The sequence below is a fragment of the Exiguobacterium sp. UBA1053 genome, from assembly GCF_002316465.1.
Taxonomy (GTDB): Bacteria; Bacillota; Bacilli; order Exiguobacteriales; family Exiguobacteriaceae; genus Exiguobacterium_A; species Exiguobacterium_A abrahamii.
In genome coordinates this window covers 228,459-247,275 of the sequence record NZ_DCDO01000003.1, presented here as the reverse complement: position 1 = coordinate 247,275, position 18,817 = coordinate 228,459, and the positions used below count along the sequence as shown (strand labels likewise).

Sequence of the window (18,817 nt, the reverse complement as noted above, 5' to 3'; positions counted from 1 at the left end):
TTTTTCAAAAAATCATTTAACATGAGGAATGGATAATCGTATTGATAGAGGAGGATGGGCGCGTGAGTGAGTTCGAGCAATGGTATCTCGAATATGAATTAAAGGTCAACCGTCCCGGTATACTCGGGGACATTGCTTCGTTGATGGGAATGTTACATATTTCGATCGTGACGATCAATGGTGTCGATCATCAACGACGCGGTATGTTGCTCCAAACGAAACAACCGGATCAAATTCCACGACTCGCCGCTATTCTCAAGACGATGTCAACCATAGAGGTCATCAAACTACGAAAACCAAAACTACGTGACCGAATCGCGATTCGTCACGGGCGCTATATCGATCAAAGCAGTGATGAACGAAAGACGTTCCGTTTCGTCCGGGAAGACTTAGGGATTCTCGTCGATTTCATGGCAGAGCTATGTAAACAGGATGGGCACTTGTTGATTGGTGTCCGCGGCATGCCACGCGTCGGTAAGACGGAATCGATCGTCGCAGCGAGTGTCAGTGCGAATAAGAAATGGCTGTTCCTATCGTCGACGTTGATTAAACAGACGGTTCGAACATCGTTGTTCGATGATGAGCGGACGGGTGATTACGTCTACATCATCGATGCGTTAGTGTCACAACGTAATTTCGATGAGCGACACTGGCAAATCCTGCGTGAAGTCATGCGTCTACCGGCGACGAAAATCGTCGAACATCCGGATGCGTTCGTCAAATCCAGCGAGTATACGTGGGATGATTTTGATTACATCATTGAATTACGCAACACGACTGAAGAAATCATTGTGACTGAACTGCCTCGTTCCCATGGTGGAAATGATTGGTTCAACTTTGAATAAGTATGAAAAATGGAAGGTGTGTTACCGATGACCGAGCTCGGAACCTACTTAAAAGAACAACGGGAGGCACTTGGTGTCTCTCTCGAACAAATTCAAACGACGACAAAGATTCAAAAGCGTTACATCGTCGCGATCGAAGAAGGGAATTATGATCAATTGCCGGGTGCTTTTTACGCCCGGGCCTTCATCAAGACATATGCGGAAGCACTGGGTCTTGACGTCGATGAAGTCTTTACGACCTATAAACGTGATCTTCCGGAACCGGAAGCACAACCGGTCGTCGAATTGTCACGACGCGCGACGTATTCGAAATCAAGTGCTCCGAAGAAGAGCGTTGCAAAACGCTGGATTCCGAACATCATCATCATCGTTCTAATCTTTGCGATCGGCGCTGCCTTGTATTATGGTCTGCAGACGTTCCTCGACGGCAACGAAGAGGCGAAGACGTCCGCACCGAAGCAAAATGATGTCACGATCGATCAAGGGGACGCACCAAGTAAAGAGACGGATGCGCCTGCGAAGACGGAAGAAGAGCCGAAGGAAGAACCGGCGAAGCAGGAAGAAACAAAAGAAGAACCTAAAAAAGAGGCACTTGCTGCGAAGTCGACATCTGGTCAAGATGTCACGTATGAAGTCGCAACGAAAGATACGATGAGTGTCTCGATTCAAATCAAGAAAGATGCCTCTCCGTCGCCATTCGTTGGTGTACGTGATACATCACTTGAAGGAGAAGCACTCGCGCCAGACCACATCAACGCATCGGATCCGAATCCGATCGTCGTGAAGGACGCGAAGACGGACTTGATCCGGATCCGGATCGGTTCGATTAAAGGGATTGATAAAATCGTCGTCAATGACCAAGAACTGAAACTGAACCGTTCGCTTCTCGTCCAAAACATCTATCTAAAGAAAGTAGCCACGCCGTAATTCGGCGTGCCTTCTTTTAGATGGCATGTCATTTACATACGAAATGAAGGAGGAGGGCGTTACATGAACTTACCGAATCAATTGACAGTATTACGCGTTTTATTAATTCCCGTGTTCGTCATCGTACTTGCGATTGATCCGAACTGGGGACAGTGGGATGTACTGGGAGCCGAGCTTCCCGTCTCACACTTCGTTGCAGCTATCATCTTCCTTGTTGCTTCACTGACGGACTGGCTCGATGGTTATATCGCTCGCAAACAAAAATTAGTGACGAACTTTGGAAAATTCATGGATCCACTTGCCGACAAGATGTTAGTTGCAGCTGCTCTCGTCTACTTGGTGGAACTTGGATTCGTCGCAGCATGGATCGTCGTCATCATTCTCTGTCGAGAGTTCGCAGTCACGGGTCTTCGTCTCGTCGCATCTGATGAAGGGATCGTCCTTGCTGCCGGAAACTCTGGCAAAGCCAAGACATGGGTCCAGCTGACATCGATCACGGCATACTTGTTGCACGATATCATCTTTGCGATGTGGAACATTCCGTTCGCAGACATCACGATGTGGCTTGCTTTGATCTTGACGATTTACTCAGGCGTCGAATATTTCTCGAAAAACATTAAGTTAATTACGAAATCCATGTAAGATGGATCAATTTAGACTGTTCGTCATACCGAACAGTCTTTTCTTATACTTCAAGAAGGTGAGGAATCAACATGAAAGCAGAAATCATCGCAGTCGGAAGCGAACTTCTCCTTGGGGAAATCGCGAACACGAATGCACAGTACCTTTCCGAATGGTTAGCGAGTGCCGGAATTGACGTTCATTATCACACAGTCGTCGGTGACAATCGTGAGCGGATGCAAGAGACATTCCGTCAGGCACAACAGCGGGCAGACCTCCTTGTCATCACAGGAGGCCTTGGACCGACGGAAGACGACTTGACGAAAGAAGTGCTCGCTGATCTTCTCGGACGCGATCTCGTCCTCGATCAAGCGGCGTACGAGCGAATCGAAGGGTTTTTAAAGACACGTCAACGGGAGATGACGATCAACGAACGAAAACAAGCATTAATCATCGATGGTGCAACGGTTTTACGTAATGATGCAGGACTTGCTCCCGGTATGTCGGTCCAAACGGAGCATCACCAATATATCGTCTTACCTGGTGTGCCACGCGAGATGAAGCAAATCCTCAAAGATCACTTCAGTCATCTGTTCGGTCAAGAAACGATCCGTTCTCGGACATTACGATTCTTCGGAATCGGGGAGTCGGCTTTAAACGACCGTCTAGAAACGTTGATCAAGGAAGCGACCAATCCATCGGTCGCACCGTATGCGGAGCTCGCTGAAGTCCGGTTGCGCCTGACGGCTAAAGCACTCGATCAACAGGAAGCCGATCGTATGCTCGATGAACTCGAACAACACGTCCTTGCTGAAGTCGGCATGTACTTTTATGGATATGGCGAGACGAGTCTGCCGGAAGTCGTTCTAAAACGGTATCAAGAAGCAGGATTGACACTTTCGCTCGCCGAATCACTGACGGGAGGAGCCGTCGCGAGTGGTCTCGTTGATGTCAGCGGTGCGAGTCAAGTGTTGCGTGGGAGCGCCGTCGTTTATGATGATGCAGCGAAGCAAGCCGTGTTATCGGTACCAGAGGATTTATTACGAGAGCATACTGCTGTCAGTAAAGAGGTCGCGATCGCGATGGCTGAAGGGGCACGGGAACTGTATCAATCCGATATCGCCGTCGCCTTGACGGGGGAAGCAGGTCCGACGAGCAACAGCGGAAAAGCGGTCGGAACGGTCTATTGTGCTGTTGCGGACGCACATGGAACACGGATCGTCGAATGGCAATATCCTTCGTTCGATAGAGGCATGATTCGACTGCGCGCCGTCAAGGATACCTATTTCCTTCTACTGAAACATCTCGAAAAAGCACCAGAGTGAGAAAAATGATCAAAGTGCAAGTATGCGAATAAATGTTCGTAAAATGCTTGTCATTCGGTCTCAAAAGAAGTACAATAATCTCAGTAAGATAATTAAAAGGAGGCCTGCTACGTGAGTGATCGTAAAGCAGCACTTGAGATGGCGCTACGCCAGATAGAGAAACAGTTCGGTAAAGGTTCTATCATGAAACTCGGAGAAAATGCGGATCAGAAGGTATCAGTAATCTCTTCTGGATCGATTACATTAGATATTGCCCTAGGTGCAGGTGGATACCCACGTGGACGGGTCATCGAAGTATACGGACCTGAATCGTCAGGTAAAACAACGGTTGCGCTTCATGCAATCGCAGAAGTTCAAAAACAAGGCGGACAAGCAGCGTTCATCGATGCGGAGCACGCGCTTGATCCAGCATATGCAAACAAACTCGGTGTCAATATCGATGAGCTCCTCTTGTCACAACCGGACACTGGGGAACAAGCACTTGAAATCGCGGAAGCACTCGTTCGTTCTGGCGCGGTCGATATTCTTGTCGTCGACTCCGTTGCGGCACTCGTACCAAAAGCAGAGATCGAAGGCGAGATGGGTGACTCACACGTCGGTCTTCAAGCACGTTTGATGAGCCAAGCGCTTCGTAAACTGTCTGGTGCAACGAATAAATCGAAGACGATCGTCATCTTCATCAACCAAATCCGTGAAAAAATCGGTGTCATGTTCGGTAACCCGGAAACAACTCCAGGTGGTCGCGCACTCAAATTCTACTCGTCTGTTCGTTTAGAAGTGCGTCGTGCGGAAGCGTTGAAAAACGGTACGGACGTCGTCGGTAACAAAACGAAGATTAAAGTCGTCAAAAACAAGATCGCGCCTCCGTTCAAACAAGCGGAAGTCGACATCATGTATGGTCTCGGGATTTCGAAAGTCGGTGAGTTGATCGACATCGGAACAGACCTCGATATCGTTCAAAAAAGTGGTGCATGGTACTCGTACAACTCAGAGCGTCTCGGTCAAGGACGTGAGAACGCGAAGCAATACATGGTCGAGCATCCGGAAGTCGCAGCAGAGGTCGAACGTTTGATTCGTGAACACCACGGTCTCGTCGATCGCGAAGAGCCGGTTGATTTCGAAGCAGAACAACCAGAAGATCTATTTGCTGAATAAATCGTTTTAGAGAGGATTCGCATGCGAATCCTCTCTTTTTTTAGTGTAAAAGAGGAAAACAGTGGAATTCTTTCCCGTCCGTTCGTTGACAATGAACGAGTGCTATCCTTACAATATAGATGTACGTTTTTTAGACAGCTTCGATGAAATACCGAAATGAACTAAGAAACACCTTGCAAAGGGGAGGTGAACCCATGAGTACACTGACTTGGATTGTCATACTTCTCCTCACTTTGCTGATCGCATTCATCGTAGGCTACTTCTTGCGGAAATCGATTGCAGAAGCGAAAATTCAAGGCGCAGAAACGGAAGCGAACAAAATCGTCGAACGTGCGCGTGAATCAGCTGAGGCAACGAAAAAAGAAGCAGTACTCGAAGCGAAAGATGAAGCATTCAAACTTCGTAACGAAGTGGAAAAAGAATTGCGTGAACGTCGCCAAGAGCTAGCGAAACAAGAAGCCCGGTTGCTCCAGAAAGAAGAGACACTCGATCGCCGTGTTGACGCTATCGACCGTAAGGAAGATCAAATCAATACACGTGATGCAGAGATCGCGAAACGGAAGCATCAAGCTGAAGAACTAGAGCGCAAAGTAGAGGACCTGTATGAACAGGGACGTCAAGAGCTTGTCCGCGTCGCGAATTTATCGCAAGACGAGGCAAGAACGATCATCATGGATGAGACGAAACAGGCTGCTTTACATGATGCAGCCATTCTTCAAAAAGAAATCGAACAAAAAGCAAAAGAAGAAGCCGACAAGAAAGCACGTAACATCTTGTCACTTGCGATTCAACGGTTCGCCGCTGAACATATCGCAGAGACGACTGTATCGGTCGTCAACTTGCCGAACGATGAGATGAAAGGTCGGATCATCGGACGGGAAGGCCGCAACATCCGTACGCTCGAGACCTTGACTGGGATCGACTTGATCATCGATGATACGCCGGAAGCCGTCATTTTGTCTGGTTTTGACCCAATTCGTCGCGAAGTCGCTAAAATGGCGCTCGAGAAATTGGTTCAGGATGGTCGGATTCACCCGGCCCGCATTGAAGAGATGGTCGACAAATCCCGTCGTGAAGTCGACGAGCGGATTCGAGAAATCGGGGAAGAAGCGACGTATGATGTCGGGATCCACGGCATTCATCCGGACCTTGTCAAAATTCTCGGTCGCTTGAAGTACCGTACGAGTTACGGACAGAACGTCCTGTATCACTCACTTGAAGTTGCCCACCTTGCAGGTATGATGGCAGCTGAACTTGGAGAAGATGTCACGCTTGCAAAACGTGCGGGTCTTCTGCATGATATCGGGAAAGCGATCGACCACGAAGTCGAAGGCAGTCACGTTGAAATCGGTGTCGAGCTCGGTACGAAGTACAAAGAGCATCCAACCGTCATCAACGCGATCGCATCCCACCACGGGGATACGGAAGCGACATCTGTCATTTCCGTCTTGGTCGCAGCTGCGGATGCATTATCTGCTGCTCGTCCAGGTGCACGTCAAGAGACACTCGAAAGTTATATCCGCCGTCTCGAACGCCTCGAGGAAATCTCGGAATCGTTCGACGGTGTCGAAAAATCATTTGCGATCCAAGCGGGTCGTGAAGTCCGTATCATCGTTCGACCTGACGTCGTCGATGACGTACTGGCTCACAAGATGGCGAGTGACATCCGGAAAAAAATCGAAGAAGAACTCGATTATCCGGGACACATCAAGGTCACGGTCATTCGGGAAACACGAGCAGTCGAATACGCGAAATAAGTGGAGTGGCGGGCGACCGCCACTTTTTTTAATGAACGGAGGAACAGTAATGAAGATTTTATTCATCGGAGACGTCGTCGGTGCACCCGGTCGACATATCCTACAACAATTCACAGCACGCTTGAAAGCGAAGTACAATCCGAACGTCATGCTCGTCAACGGCGAAAACGCAGCACACGGACGCGGCATCACGAAGTCGATCTATCATCAATTCCTTGAACTCGGATTCCACGGGATCACGATGGGGAACCACACGTTTGATAACCGCGACATCTTTGACTGGATCGACGACGCGGATCGAATCGTCCGTCCGGCAAACTATCCAGAAGGCACGCCAGGTCGTGGGATGATGATCGTCAAAGCAGGTAATAAAAAGATTGCCGTCATCAACGTCCAGGGAACGGTCTTCTTACCACCACTCGGTGACCCGTTCCGTACCGTCGATGCACTGATTGCGGAAGTCGAAGGAAAAGTCGATGCCATCTTCGTTGATGTTCATGCGGAAGCAACGAGTGAGAAAATTGCGATGGGCTATCACCTCGACGGTCGAGTACAAGCTGTCGTCGGCACACATACGCACGTCCAGACAGCAGATGAGCGTGTCCTTGACGGAGGAACTGCTTACATCACGGATGTCGGGATGACAGGACCGCTGAACGGCGTACTCGGAATGCGCCAGGAAGATGTCCTGCGAAAATTCAAGACACAGCTCCCAACACGGTTTGAAGTTGCCGAAGGACGGGAACAACTTAATGGAGTCTTGATTCATATCGATGACACAACCAAAAAAGCAACGAAGATTGAACGGATTCATCTGACGGATCAGTCAGTATTCTTCGACTGATTGCCATTTCTGGATGGGGAGGTACACGCATGGACGTCCTGAAAGTATCAGCTAAGTCGAATCCAAACGCGGTAGCAGGTGCACTCGCGGGTGTCATTCGAGAGAGAGGTTCCGTCGAGATTCAGGCCATTGGTGCGGGAGCGCTCAATCAGTCTGTCAAAGCCGTCGCCATCGCACGCGGATTCGTGGCGCCTTCTGGCATCGACTTGATTTGTATCCCAGCCTTCACAGACATTTTGATTGATGGGGAAGAAAGAACCGCCATCAAACTCATCATCGAACCACGATGACGAATTGGACATAGGTCCTATTTGCAAGTAGACCATTTACTCGACTGGAGTAGATGGTCTTTTTGCTGCGTCCGCGAAATTTTCTCACCTTTCCACCGAGGGAGCATTGTACTACTTCCGGTAAATCGGTATCATGAGGGAGGATAGAGAGAACTATCATTTCAGGGGACAGAGAAGGAGCGAACGTCGATGTATAATCAGTTATCATGGAAAGTTGGCGGTCAGCAGGGAGAAGGGATCGAATCAACAGGCGAAATCTTTGCGATTGCCTTGAATCGACTCGGCTATTACCTGTACGGCTACCGTCACTTTTCGTCACGTATCAAGGGAGGACATACGAACAATAAGATTCGTGTCGCGACACAGGAAGTCCGGACGATTTCCGATGATCTCGATATTTTAGTCGCATTCGATCAAGAGACGATCGATGTTAACTTCCATGAATTGCGTCAAGGTGCCATCATCATCGCGGATGCGAAATTCAATCCGACGAATCCGGACGAAGCACGCGCTTCCTTGTATGCGATTCCATTTACGGAAATCGCAGCTGATCTCGGTACGGCTTTGATGAAGAATATGGTCGCGATCGGTGCATCGAGTGCGATTCTCGGCATTGCACCGGAGCGTTTCCAAGCCGTCGTCGAACAGATTTTCGGTCGAAAAGGTCCAGACATGGTTGAGAAAAACTTAGCGGCGATTCGTGAAGGCGCAGCAGCGTTCGAAGCACTTGCAGGAGAGGGCGAGCGGTTCGTCTTGGAACCGGCTGACGGAAAACAACGGATGTTCATGATCGGAAACGATGCGATCGCCCTTGGTGCAATCGCCGGTGGAGCGCGTCTGATGGCAGCTTACCCGATCACACCATCATCTGAAATCATGGAATACTTAATCAAGAAACTGCCGCAGTTCGGCGGAACGGTCGTCCAGACGGAAGACGAATTGGCGGCAGTCACGATGGCGATCGGGGCGAACTACGCAGGTGTCCGTGCTTTGACAGCATCTGCTGGTCCAGGATTGTCATTGATGGCGGAAGCGATCGGGTTATCCGGGATGACGGAAACACCGCTCGTGATCGTCGATACACAACGAGGTGGTCCGTCAACCGGTCTACCGACGAAACAGGAACAGTCTGACTTGATGGCGATGATCTACAGCACGCATGGTGAGATTCCAAAGGTCGTTTTGGCACCGTCAACGGTCGAGGAAGCGTTCTACGATGCAGCAGAAGCATTCAATATCGCAGAGGAATACCAGTGTCCTGTCATTCTGTTGACGGATTTGATGCTGTCGCTTGGAAAACAATCGGTCGAGCCACCGGATATGTCACGCGTTGAAATCCGTCGCGGAAAGTTGATCCAGGAAGACTTACCGGAACTTGAAGGAAAAGCGTACTTCAAACGCTACGAAGTGACGGAAGATGGAATCAGCCCACGTGTCATTCCAGGCGTTAAGCACGGGATTCACCACGTAACGGGTGTTGAGCACAATGAGGAAGGGCGGCCGTCGGAAGCGACGAAGAACCGAGTCGATCAAATGACGAAGCGACTCCGTAAGCTGAACACGTTCCGCTTACAGGATGCCGTTCTCGTAACGGAGCATCATGCAGAACCGGATATCTTATTCGTCGGCTTCAACTCGACACGTGGAACGATCGAAGAGATCATGCCACGACTCGAAGCACAAGGAATCAAGGTTGATCACTTGCATATCCGTCAAGTCCATCCGTTCCCAAGTGAGCTCGTCACGCCGCACTTAGAGCGAGCAAAACGAGTCATCGTCGTCGAGTACAACGCAACGGGACAACTGGCGAAGCTGATCCAGATGAACTGTGGACATGCATCGAAGATCGAGCATATCCTGAAATTCAATGGCGACCCGTTCTACCCAGCAGAGGTCGTCGAGCAGGTCGTAGGAGGGGTATATCATGGCAACCTTTAAAGATTTTAGAAACGATGTCAAACCAAACTGGTGTCCAGGGTGTGGAGACTTCTCGATTCAAGCAGCGATTCAGCGTGCTGTCGCGAACGTCGGTCTCGAACCAGAAGAGTTGGCATTGATTTCCGGGATCGGCTGTTCTGGTCGGATTTCCGGTTATATCAATACGTATGGCTTCCACGGTGTTCATGGACGGTCCCTTCCGATCGCCCAAGGTGTCAAGATGGCGAACCGCGAATTGACGGTCATCGCGTCTGGTGGCGACGGTGATGGATTTGCAATCGGCATGGGACATACGATTCATGCATTCAAGCGCAATGTCGACATGACGTATATCGTCATGGACAATCAGATTTACGGCTTGACGAAAGGACAGACGTCACCTACTTCTGCACCTGGATTCAAGACGAAATCGACGCCAAAAGGGTCGATCGAAAAGAGTGTTTCACCGGTTGAACTCGCCTTGACGGCTGGGGCGACGTTCGTTGCCCAAAGCTTCTCGAACGATTTGAAGGGCTTGACGCAACTGATCGAGCAAGCGACGGCACATAAAGGATTTGCCTTCATCAACGTCTTCAGTCCATGTGTCACGTTCAACAAGGTCAATACGTACGATTGGTTCAAACAGAACTTGACGAAGCTGTCCGATATCGAAGGATACGATCCGTCGAACTTGGATCTTGCGAAACAGACCGTTCATGCTCACGACGGACTCGTCATGGGATTGATCTATCAGGATGAAACACGTCCTGATTACCAGTCACAAATCGATGGGTATCAAGAATCTGGTCTCGCGTACGCGGATCTTGAGCTAAACGAAGAAACATTCGGTAAACTGGCAGCGGAATTCATGTAAGATAGAGGAAAGATGTGTTTGGTTTTTTTGGGGATGCTAAACATTTGGAAGTTCGCCACATATAAATAAACGTGAACTTCCGCGAAGGAGTCGGGGAAAGATGACGAAATTAGTAACGACGGTAGAAGAGACGACAACGACGAAAACGATGCGTGCACTCGTCAAAGAAGAGCGCGGGTTCGGTGCGGCACTCAAAGAAGTACCGGTACCCGTACCGAGTCGTGGAGAAGTCTTGATTCGAGTCGAGGCAACATCGATCTGTGGGACGGACGTGCATATCTATGAGTGGGACGCGTGGGCAGCCTCGCGTGTCAATCCGCCGTATGTCTTCGGTCACGAGTTCTCGGGCGAAGTCGTCGAGCTCGGAGAAGGCACGAAACGTTTGAAACTCGGTGACCGTGTCTCGGCGGAGACGCATATCGTCTGTCATCAATGTAAACAGTGTCTTCGTGGGCAATATCACATCTGTAAGAACACGAAGATCATCGGTGTCGATACACAAGGCTGTTTTGCAGAATACGTCGTCATGCCGGAAGAAAACCTCTGGGTCAACCCGGAAGATATGCCAGCAGGGATTGCCTCGATCCAAGAGCCGATGGGCAATGCTGTCCATACGGTTCTTGCGAGTGATGTCAGTGCGAAAACGGTCGCAATCGTCGGTTGTGGTCCGATCGGTCTGATGGCGATCTCCGTCGCTAAAGCAGCTGGTGCGGCGGAAGTCGTCGCGATCGACGTCAATCCGTATCGTCTCGAGCTCGCACGGACGATGGGGGCGGATGTCGTCATTGATTCACGTCATGACGATGTGTTAGAGCGAATTGAACGTATGACGGACGGCGACGGGATTGATGTCGTCTGTGAGATGAGTGGTCATCCGGTTGCGATTCGTCAAGCATTCGAGATGGTGACAGCAGGTGGAGACGTCAACATCCTCAGTCTGCCGGTCAAACCGGTCGAAATCGATTTGACGAACCACGTCGTCTTTAAAGGTGTCCGGGTCCAAGGGATCACCGGTCGGAAGATGTACGAGACATGGAGCCAGGTTTCTGCTTTCTTATCGAGCGGAAAAGTCGATGTCCGACCGTTGATCACACACACGTTGCCGCTTGAGCGGTTCGAAGAAGGATTTGAATTGATGCGTCAAGGGAAATGCGGGAAAGTCGTATTACAACCAAGGGGGACGAATTAATGGGATTTGAACACTTACGGACAGAACTAGAAGAGATGAAACAGGCGGGCACGTTCCGCAACCTCGTAGCACTTGAGAGCGCGCAACATAACCGCGTGACGATCGACGGTAAGGAACTCATTCAACTGTCGTCGAACAACTACCTCGGACTCGCCGCACATCCACGTCTCGCTGAACAAGCTGCGGAAGCAGCGCGCACGTTCGGTGCTGGAACAGGGTCAGTTCGGACGATTGCCGGAACACTCGAGATGCACCAAGCATTCGAACGGGAACTTGCGACATTCAAACATACGGAAGCAGCACTCGTCTTCCAGTCGGGATTCGCAACGAATCTCGGTGTCTTATCGGCACTGCTCGGTCCGGAAGACGTCGTCATCTCGGATGAGTTGAACCACGCTTCGATCATCGATGGGATTCGTCTGACGAAAGCGAAACGCCGAATCTATAAACACGTCGACTTGGCTGATCTTGAAGCGGCCTTACAAGAAACGCAAGACGCGCGGACGCGCCTTATCGTCACGGACGGTGTCTTCTCGATGGACGGAAACATCGCGCCGCTTCCGGAAATCGTTGAATTAGCCGAGCGATATGACGCACTCGTCATGGTCGATGATGCCCATGCGTCAGGTGTGCTTGGGAAAGCGGGACGCGGTACGGTCAATCACTTCGGTCTTGACGGACGTGTTGCCCTGCAAGTCGGTACGCTCTCAAAAGCCATCGGTGTCCTCGGGGGATACGTCGCGTGTGAACAGCACGTCAAAGATTACCTGATCCATAAAGGACGTCCGTTCTTGTTCTCGACATCACATCCACCAGCAGTCGTCGAGGCAAACCGGGAAGCGCTCCGTGTCATGGAGGAAGAGACGGAACTCTTCGATCGTCTGTGGGAAAACACGGAATTCTTTAAACAAGGACTCCGGGATCTTGGATTCGACATCGGAACGTCGACGACGCCGATCACACCTGTCATCGTCGGGGATGAAGCACGTTGCCACGAGTTGTCGGACCGCTTACGTCAAGAAGGTGTCTTTGCTCAAGGCATCGCCTTCCCGACGGTCGCAAAAGGAAAAGCACGTGTCCGGACGATCGTGACGGCGGAACATACGCGTGAAGATTTAACGACGGCGCTTGCAGCTTTCGAAAAAGTCGGTCGTGAATTAAACTTGATCGGTTGATATCGATCACGGACGAACCAGGTCCGCATACTTTCAGGCAGTGGGTCGATGACCCACTGCCTGAAGTGCGTCACGGGCGAAAGAATCAAAGTCGACCGTTTTTACTTTTGCGAGATAGGGAATAACAGATGAGGAAAGGATGTGACCTGATGAGTACGAAGAAGAAAGGGATATTGCTCTCATTTTTGATGCTGACGCTGCTCCTTGGGGGTTGTATTCGCATCCAATATGATGCGACGATCCATACCGATCAGAGTGTTACCTTAAAGACGACATATGCCGCAAAGGAACACCCAGTGGCGCGTTTATTGAATCTAAATCCGAATTGGAATAGTTATGTCAAACAGGCAGAAAAGAACGGCTATGCAGCGAAGGCGTTCAAGACGAAGGATGACTATGAAGGGATCCGGATGCAGAAGACATTCGCGAACTTCAAGGACATGACATCGATCAAGGACGAATGGAAGACGGGGATTGGCGGAATTCTCATTCCACCCGATACGAAGTTCGACATGAAAAAATCGGACGGTTTTTGGTTTGATACGTATCGACTGGATACGAACATCGATCTCAGTATCGATCGTTTGAATATCAAAGGCTATCAACCGACAGGACAAGTCAAGAAACTCGCCGATCGGTATATCCGTCAAGCCGATATCGAGATCAAGCTCCACGGTCCAAAAGTGATCGGTCTCCAAAATGGAGAAAAGATCGACTGGTCGAATTACCATGATGTGTCATGGAAATTATACGGAACGAAAGCCAACCAGCTACAGTTGATTGCGTATGTACCGAATCCGACAGGTTGGATCATTACCGGTATCGTGTTATTAATCGGTGTCGGATTATTCCTCTACTGGGTCTTTCACCGTGTCCGTCGTTTGCGCCGACAACAGTTGAAGACGATCAGCATCTCGCTCCTCGTCTGTTTGATTGTCGGGGGAGGAGCGTGGTGGGTGTTCGCGGAAGATACGTCAAGTGCGCCGCCACCAACGCGTCAGATCGTCACGCAAGGAAAGAGTGAAATCGTGCCGACGTTCCTCGTCCACGGGTTATTCGGTACGGAGCGGACGTTCGTGCCGATGATTCAAAACTTCACGAATAAAAAAGTCGCCGATGATGGCGGTCGATGTGACGTGACCCGTTCCGGGAAAGCGACCTGTAGCGTCAAACCATCATCGACCGGCTACCCACTTGTCCGAATCGTCTTCGCAGATGATGAGGCAAGCCTTGTCGATCAGCAAAAGTGGTTGAATGCGGCGATTGCAGCTTACGATGCGAAACAAAAAGCGACCTTTGCCGATATTCAGCTCGTTGGGCACAGCATGGGTGGTGTCGATGTCGTCGCCTACACGGTCCAAGAGGAGATGCCGTATCACGTCCGAAAAGTCGTGACGCTCGACTCACCGATCGCCGGCTCCGATTACGCGAAGCTTGGCTTGACACTTGCGCCACTCGGCACGAATACGAACAGTCCTGCCATACGTGATCTTGCGAAAGGTTCTCCAGCGATGAACAATCTGACCCAACGGCTTGAGACGTGGCCACGCGACGTACTCGTCTATTCGTTTGGTGCCAAAGGAGGCGACTTCAATCTGATTTCGTTGAAGAGTTCGTTTGCACTCGAGAACTACACGGATAACATTCAGACGAAATCCTATAAGTATGATCACTTCACGATTCATCGCCGGGAGCCGGTCTTCCGCGAAATCCGCAATTTCCTGTTTAAAGAAAATCGAGTCACGGAGGAGGAACCATCATGAAACAGGTCGTCATCGTCGGCGGAGGAATTGCCGGTCTAACGGCTGCGGCATTGATTGCACAAGAAGGACATGCCGTCACGGTACTTGAGGGAAGCCGTGAATGGGGAGGATCAGCCGGGAAGTTCACGCGCCGGGACTTGACGTATCCAGTTGGAGCGACCCTTGGGATGGGATTTGAACCGGGTGGCATTCATGCCCGTGTGCTCGATCATCTCGGAGTGACGCACCAGGTCAAGCCACTCGACGTCGTCATGACGATTCGCATCGAAGGACGATTGATTCATTATTATCAAAATCGTGATGCGTTTCTAACCGAATTGACTTCACATTTTCCGGAGCAGGCATCGTCGATTCGGGCATTCTTTGCTGAAATCGAGCAGATACACGAGGCAATTCGTCCACTGATGGCAGAACTGCCGGCATTGCCACTTCAAGATTTAGCCGACGTCCGGCGGTTAGTCCGTCACACGAAAAGTGTCGTCCTCTTACCGTATTTTCCGCTGACGATTGGTCATCTGTTACGCAAACATCGACTAGCGGATACGCTGTTCGCACAAGTGATCGACGGGATCTTACTCGACAGCATGCAGACAGGACAGGAGGCGTCAGCTTTACTAGGAGCCGTCGCCTTATCGATTTACCATGAAGGTGCTTATTATGTCCCGGGTGGATTATACCGACTGGCCGAGCAATTGAAAGAGATAGCCGAGGCGAGCGGGGCAACCTGTCTCCTTGGGCGAAAAGTCACGTCGATTCGAAAGACACCGGATGGTTTCTTGATCGAGGATCGTCGCGGACGCTTGATGCTTGCTGATGCTGTCATCTGCGCAGTTCCGCTTGAAGGCATCAGGGAAGTCGTCAGTTCGGATATGCGACGAACGTTACGACGGACGTATCAGCGACAAGAAAAGCTACAGCAATGGGCGACGTTTACGTATTATGCGGCGATTCCGGAGTCGATCATTTTGTCTGACGAAGCATTCCGGCAAGTTCATGATCCGTCCTTACCTTCAGGTCATGCCTTCATCTCCCTCTCCCGTCCGGACGACCGGTTACGTGCACCAGCCGGTCAGCGGACGCTGACGATGTCATGTCATGTTCCGATTGGTACGTTTAATAAGACGGACCGGAAACGCTACGACGAACAGGTCGAGGTGATGTCGGCGATCTTCGAAGCTATTCTTGAACAACAGTTTCCTGGCTTCGTGCAACAGGCGATCGAACGCCATCCGGGTGGACCCGGTGCGTGGGTACGCTATACGTTCCGTCCGGATGGTGGAGTCGGGGGATATCCGCAACGTCCGAGTACAAGTCTCTTGTTCGCAGCGCCGTTTCGTACGGGCATCAATCACTTCTTTGCAATCGGGGACACGATCTTTCCGGGTGCCGGGACGATTGGGGCGACGACGTCTGCGATTCATGTTGCCCGACAGTTTGACGTCAGATTATGAGAAATCGTCGTAAAATGATGAAAGAAGCGACGCATCTGTCGCTTTTTTCACATTTGAGGATTATGATGAGGAAGAGTCGGGAACATGATATCCATGAACAGAAAGAGAGAAGGAGTGAAGAACCATGGAGACATTCGAACAAAAATGTCAGTCGTTCATTCAGGAACGACGACCTGAAGTCGGTCCGATTCAATTCGAGTCGGCGCGTACGTTTCTCAATGCACGCGGTTTAAGTGTCTACGAACGGATTTATCAAGGGAAAGAAGAAGTCCGATTAGCGTTCGTCGAGCAGACGAATGGTCAACAACTCGTTTCATTAATGGAAAATACATTCGGCAACGGACTGGTCTATTTTGTCTCAACGGCAACCGCGACATGGGATGGCGACCGTTTTGGTGAATACACGTTTTAAGTACATAGGGAGTCCCAGTCGATGACTGGGGCTCTTTCGTGTCGAAACCTAATCCTTGTCCCGTTCGTAAGGTAGATAAGTGACTCAGTTGAAGGAGGAAACGATGTGTCATCACTTGAACAACCTAAAACATCGACACGGCGGCTTGCGACCGTCTCGTTGATTTTCATGGCGGTCGGATTCGTCGTCTCATTGCCATTTAAAGAAAATGCGTGGGTCTTTTGGCTCCAGAGTGGTTTTGAAGCCGGACTCGTCGGTGGGATTGCCGACTGGTTCGCGATCACGGCGTTGTTTCGCCATCCGCTTGGCTTAAAGATTCCCCATACGAACCTGTTGCCGAAAAATCGGGAACGGGTCATCGAATCAATCGTTCATATGCTCGAGACGGACTTGCTCAATAAAGAGAGTATCGTCGCGAAACTCCAGCACATGACGCTCGCAGATCGTGTCATCAAAATCTTACGTTCGATTCTCGTTCTGCCTGCTTTTCGAGCGACCGTCACCGAACTGTTGATTGGTCTAATACGGAAACTACCGAAAGAGGCGATTCTTGAGTTTGCGAATACACGGGTGACGGAGACGATCAAAGCGTATCCGTCAAAACGGCTAGCGATACGGGCGATGGAGTTAAACGAGGAACGTCGCCTCGACGAGTGGCTGATGGATCAGTTACTCGATTATGGGCAACGTCTGCTCGAAGACCCCGTCATCCGCGATCAGATTGGGCGCCTTGCCTATACGGCGATGATCGATCAAGAAAAGAATACGTTCTTGCGGGTGACGGCGCGAACCGTCCAAAAAGTCTATTCAGAAGAAAAACTCAGTCTTGTCATTCAAGGTGTCTTGCTGACGGTCATTCAAGATATGCGACACGTCCATCACCCGAATCGTTTAGCGATTCTTGATCATCTGCGTCGAAATCTGGCACAGTTGTCGATTGATGAAGAGCGTCTAGCGAAAATCGATGCCTGGAAGGCAAGCGAGGTCGACCGGTTTGACTTCGTTCCGGTCATTGAACGCGCGTATGATGCTGGTCTGATCGAACTCGAACGCTACTTGACGTCAGATGCCTTCTGGACGGAACGGGCGATGCCGATGCTTTCGCGCGCTTTAGACGACTGGGAACAGCATCCGACGTTCAAGGATAGCAGTGATCAATGGATGAAGGAGCAACTCGTTCGTTTCGTTGAACAAAATCACCAAAAAATCGGTGGACTCGTCCGCGAGAACTTAAACCGGTTCGATACGGAGACACTGATTCATATGATCGAGGATAAGGTCGGCAGTGACTTGCAATGGATTCGGGTCAACGGGGCATTGTGTGGATTCATCATCGGTTTGATTCTCGGTGCGATCAAGGTGTTCGTCGGATGAGCCGGTGGACATATGATGTGACGTTGTCGGAAGCATTTGATTTTAAAGGAGTCGTGTCTCGTTTGACGGGAGACCCGTTACAAATCGAACAGGATGGGCGACTCGTCGTTCCGGTCTTCATCAACGATCAGGCATACATCACGACGATGGAAGCCATCGATGGTTACACGTTACGGATTGACGGTTCAGGACCGCAAACAGCGGTGCTGACGCAAATCAATCGACGCTTTCGACTCAATGAGCCGAATCCTGCGCAGCGTCTCAAGGCGACGTCGTTACACGCGATCGTCGAACAGTTCGGTGACGAACGACTCGTGCTTGATCATTCACCGTTCACGGCCTTGATTCGCTCGATCATTCATCAACAAATCAATCTGTCATTTGCCCATACGTTGACGGAACGTGTCTTTCGAACATTCGGAACGGTCAAGGACGGAATCATTCTTCCGCCGACACCGCGCCAACTAGCGGCAGCGCGTCGCGAGGACTTGCTCGCTCTGCAACTATCAGGACGTAAAGTCGATTATCTGCTTGGTGTAGCGACAGCAACGATTGATTATGATGCATTGACGTCAGCCGACGACGCAGAAATCGCTGAGACATTGATTGCACTGAAAGGTGTCGGACCATGGACGGTCCAAAACGTCCTGATGTTCGGGTACGGTCGTCCGGATCTTTTCCCGGCATCGGACATTGGGATATTACGGGCTTTTGAACGATTACTTGGATATCGACCGACAGTAGAAGAAGCGACGCGACTGGCAGAGGAATTCGCTCCTGTTCGCAGTCACGCTGCCTATCTATTATGGCGTTCGATTGAATAAGGAACTATTCTTGTCACTCTATCGCGAGAACGGTATAATGAATGCGATAGAACGAGGAATCGTTCAGAAATGCT

At 50.4% G+C, this 18,817-nt stretch carries 17 protein-coding genes; all 17 read left to right on the top strand.

The genetic code is table 11. The features are described from left to right. Positions 1-62 precede the first annotated feature (62 nt). The 17 genes from B3G15_RS02240 (at position 63) to B3G15_RS02160 (ending at position 18,743) form a co-directional block, all read left to right on the top strand. Positions 63-845: a DUF3388 domain-containing protein gene (locus tag B3G15_RS02240; RefSeq protein ID WP_023467698.1), complete on the top strand. Its 783-nt coding sequence runs from the start codon at positions 63-65 to the stop codon at positions 843-845. 27 nt (positions 846-872) lie between these two features. Then, positions 873-1,772 (top strand): helix-turn-helix domain-containing protein, encoded by a 900-nt coding sequence (locus tag B3G15_RS02235; RefSeq protein WP_050678534.1) that lies wholly within the window; start codon positions 873-875, stop codon positions 1,770-1,772. A gap of 63 nt (positions 1,773-1,835) precedes the next feature. Beyond that, positions 1,836-2,414, top strand: a complete 579-nt coding sequence (gene pgsA / locus B3G15_RS02230; protein WP_023467700.1) for a CDP-diacylglycerol--glycerol-3-phosphate 3-phosphatidyltransferase — start codon at positions 1,836-1,838, stop codon at positions 2,412-2,414. A 71-nt stretch (positions 2,415-2,485) separates the two neighbouring features. Further along, the gene (locus tag B3G15_RS02225; RefSeq protein WP_149427017.1) at positions 2,486-3,718 is read left to right on the top strand and encodes a competence/damage-inducible protein A; all 1,233 of its coding nucleotides are present in this window, start codon (positions 2,486-2,488) and stop codon (positions 3,716-3,718) included. Between the two features lie 111 nt (positions 3,719-3,829). Next, positions 3,830-4,873, top strand: coding sequence for a recombinase RecA (gene recA, locus B3G15_RS02220; protein ID WP_023467702.1), 1,044 nt, complete (start codon positions 3,830-3,832; stop codon positions 4,871-4,873). A 194-nt stretch (positions 4,874-5,067) separates the two neighbouring features. Beyond that, on the top strand, positions 5,068-6,630 hold the full coding sequence (gene rny, locus B3G15_RS02215; protein WP_023467703.1) for a ribonuclease Y: 1,563 nt from the start codon (positions 5,068-5,070) through the stop codon (positions 6,628-6,630). Between the two features lie 49 nt (positions 6,631-6,679). Beyond that, positions 6,680-7,474: a TIGR00282 family metallophosphoesterase gene (locus tag B3G15_RS02210; RefSeq protein WP_023467704.1), complete on the top strand. Its 795-nt coding sequence runs from the start codon at positions 6,680-6,682 to the stop codon at positions 7,472-7,474. Positions 7,475-7,503: 29 nt separating this feature from the next. Further along, entirely contained in the window at positions 7,504-7,764 is a 261-nt protein-coding gene (locus tag B3G15_RS02205) for a stage V sporulation protein S (RefSeq protein WP_023467705.1), read from the top strand. A gap of 189 nt (positions 7,765-7,953) precedes the next feature. Further along, on the top strand, positions 7,954-9,702 hold the full coding sequence (locus tag B3G15_RS02200) for a 2-oxoacid:acceptor oxidoreductase subunit alpha (RefSeq protein ID WP_035398188.1): 1,749 nt from the start codon (positions 7,954-7,956) through the stop codon (positions 9,700-9,702). Further along, entirely contained in the window at positions 9,689-10,555 is an 867-nt protein-coding gene (locus tag B3G15_RS02195; RefSeq protein ID WP_023467707.1) for a 2-oxoacid:ferredoxin oxidoreductase subunit beta, read from the top strand. The genes B3G15_RS02200 and B3G15_RS02195 overlap by 14 nt, the downstream gene beginning before the upstream one ends. Before the next feature lie 100 nt (positions 10,556-10,655). Next, complete coding sequence (gene tdh, locus B3G15_RS02190; RefSeq protein WP_214857170.1) at positions 10,656-11,744, top strand: L-threonine 3-dehydrogenase; 1,089 nt, start codon at positions 10,656-10,658, stop codon at positions 11,742-11,744. Then, a complete protein-coding gene (locus B3G15_RS02185; protein WP_023467709.1) occupies positions 11,744-12,919 on the top strand; it encodes a glycine C-acetyltransferase in 1,176 nt (391 codons plus the stop codon). The genes tdh and B3G15_RS02185 overlap by 1 nt, the downstream gene beginning before the upstream one ends. Positions 12,920-13,065: 146 nt before the next feature. Continuing rightward, positions 13,066-14,682: an alpha/beta hydrolase gene (locus B3G15_RS02180; protein WP_064300424.1), complete on the top strand. Its 1,617-nt coding sequence runs from the start codon at positions 13,066-13,068 to the stop codon at positions 14,680-14,682. Beyond that, the gene (locus tag B3G15_RS02175; RefSeq protein WP_290715148.1) at positions 14,679-16,133 is read left to right on the top strand and encodes a phytoene desaturase family protein; all 1,455 of its coding nucleotides are present in this window, start codon (positions 14,679-14,681) and stop codon (positions 16,131-16,133) included. The genes B3G15_RS02180 and B3G15_RS02175 overlap by 4 nt, the downstream gene beginning before the upstream one ends. 124 nt (positions 16,134-16,257) lie before the next feature. Further along, positions 16,258-16,545, top strand: coding sequence for a hypothetical protein (locus tag B3G15_RS02170; protein ID WP_029341204.1), 288 nt, complete (start codon positions 16,258-16,260; stop codon positions 16,543-16,545). Between the two features lie 105 nt (positions 16,546-16,650). Continuing rightward, the gene (locus tag B3G15_RS02165; protein WP_290715144.1) at positions 16,651-17,919 is read left to right on the top strand and encodes a DUF445 domain-containing protein; all 1,269 of its coding nucleotides are present in this window, start codon (positions 16,651-16,653) and stop codon (positions 17,917-17,919) included. Then, a complete protein-coding gene (locus B3G15_RS02160; RefSeq protein ID WP_290715142.1) occupies positions 17,916-18,743 on the top strand; it encodes a DNA-3-methyladenine glycosylase family protein in 828 nt (275 codons plus the stop codon). The genes B3G15_RS02165 and B3G15_RS02160 overlap by 4 nt, the downstream gene beginning before the upstream one ends. Positions 18,744-18,817 lie beyond the last annotated feature (74 nt).